The sequence below is a fragment of the Priestia sp. P5_B4 genome, assembly GCF_056400385.1.
The window spans coordinates 1-1968 of the sequence record NZ_JBFULJ010000712.1 but is presented as its reverse complement, the minus strand read 5'-3'; the positions used below and the strand labels follow the sequence as shown (position 1 = coordinate 1968).

The 1968-nt window shown below is 38.1% G+C and carries 4 protein-coding genes; all 4 read right to left on the bottom strand.

Annotated features, from left to right (window positions below; genetic code table 11):
* Positions 1-235: lysophospholipid acyltransferase family protein (locus AC1DRF_RS25055; RefSeq protein WP_477741967.1), on the bottom strand; the 235-nt coding region annotated here is incomplete at its 3' end.
* Entirely contained in the window at positions 232-906 is a 675-nt protein-coding gene (gene cmk, locus AC1DRF_RS25050; RefSeq protein ID WP_427075248.1) for a (d)CMP kinase, read from the bottom strand. The genes AC1DRF_RS25055 and cmk, both read right to left, overlap by 4 nt.
* Positions 907-1068: 162 nt before the next feature.
* A complete protein-coding gene (locus AC1DRF_RS25045) occupies positions 1069-1245 on the bottom strand; it encodes a YpfB family protein (protein ID WP_013059030.1) in 177 nt (58 codons plus the stop codon).
* Between the two features lie 69 nt (positions 1246-1314).
* Positions 1315-1968, bottom strand: a 654-nt coding sequence (locus tag AC1DRF_RS25040; RefSeq protein ID WP_477741966.1) for a flagellar brake protein, incomplete at its 5' end; no start/stop codon positions are given.

Here is a 1968-nt window from a genome sequence, read left to right as displayed (position 1 = left end):
GCAGAACCGTCTTCAGAAAAGGTGCTTTAAACAGCTCTGCTTTTGCCATAAACGAAATAGGCCTTGGACATGTCACACCTACAGTAGGCGGATCTAAGTTGTCAATATGATTTGAACAAAGCAAAACTCCGCCTTCTGAAGGGATATTTTCTGCACCGATTACTTCATAACGATAAACTGGTGTTAAAATGCCTTTTACAATGGCACGTGCAAACATATAAAAGCTCAAAATCATCCAATCCTTTCTTTTGTAATAGAAAGTATTTTTTCTACAACTCCTTCAATCGATAAAGAAGTTGTATCGATTTCAATTGCATCTTCAGCTTTTTTAAGAGGTGCTACTTCGCGCTCAGAATCCAGCTTGTCTCTGCGGGCAATTTCTTCTTTTAAACGCTCTAAATTTGATTCAAAACCTTTTTTTATGTTTTCGTCATAGCGTCGCTGTGCTCTTTCATCCACAGACGCTAATAAAAAGATTTTAACTTCTGCGTGAGGAAGCACGTGTGTACCGATATCACGTCCGTCCATTACAACGCCTCCATCTTTAGCAAGGCCCTGCTGTCTCGCTACCATCTCTTCACGAACTGCACGATGTTTCGCTACGATGGATACAGAGTTAGTTACTTCTGCTGAACGAATTTCACTTGTAACATTCTGCCCATTTAAGATGACTACCTGTCCCGATTCAGACGGCTTTAAATCGATGACTGTTTCGTTAAGTAAATGCAATAGCTCTTCTTCATTTTGCAAATCTACCTGGTTTTTCTGTGCTTGATACGTTAGAGCACGATACATCGCTCCTGTATCAACATAAATATATGATAAGGTTTCTGCTATAATCTTTGCCACTGTACTTTTCCCAGCAGCTGCAGGACCGTCAATCGCGATTGAAATTTGTTTTTCCATAAGTGCCTCCCTTAATTTCAAAACAGGAACAAACCACTTTCATCTTTTATACAATGAGCCATTTTATATGAAGCGTTTATAAACGAAAAAAAGAGCAGGGGGTCTTCTCCTGCCTGGTGTTCACTGCATGTTTCTTTCCTAGTTATTCTACCATACGTCCGACTACTGGTCGAATGTTTCAATAATTTTATTAAAATTATTTTTGCTAACTCCCTCATACTGAATAACCTTTGAGAAATATGTACTGTGACTGCTAGATAGTAAAATACATTGGGCAATTATTAAAAACACAAATTGAATAACCACTAATTTAATTAAAATTCGTTCTATTCGATTCACCTTTTTTCTCCTTTTGTAAGAAGTAATACCTTTGCTTACAGTTTAGGAAAGAGAAGTTTTTTTTATACGCTAAAGAAGACCTTTTCTTCTTAGGTCGAGCTGACGCTTTAAGGTATAACGAATCATCATTTCTTTCGTTTGTTTTTCCATGTCCATAAATTTAATAGATAGCTGACCTACTTTACAAGAAGTCGGGGCGGTAATTCGTACAACTTCCCCTTTTAATTCAAGATGCTGCAAAGCTCCCTCACGGTTAGGAAGACTTAACCGTACAACAACCGAATCTTTCTCATTAAAAAGCAGCGAGTGATGGAAGGAGCCGGCTATTCCACCTGCACTGATGTTTTTAGTCATGATTTCCATTACATCCTGCTGTTCTTGTTCACTTTCTATCACCGCCTTCACTGTAAGCGGCACACGAAAAAAATTTCTTCTTTGGATAGATTTTAACTTTTTATCGCCCGGGTAAAAGAGCTTCACAACAGGCATGCCTTTTATTTCACGCCCTGTTACTTCAGTTGGAAAAGTATATACATTTTGATCATATCCAATAAACGTAGCAAGCAATTTTGTACCTTTTAGTAAAAAAGCACTTCGCTGCGTTTCTTCATTTAGCGGATAGCTAATATAAATCACGTCTTCCGTAAACTCAACTACTTTACATCGATATGTTTGTTGTAATGTAGACTCTCTATGCCGGCTCTCTAACGTCAACCTCATTCC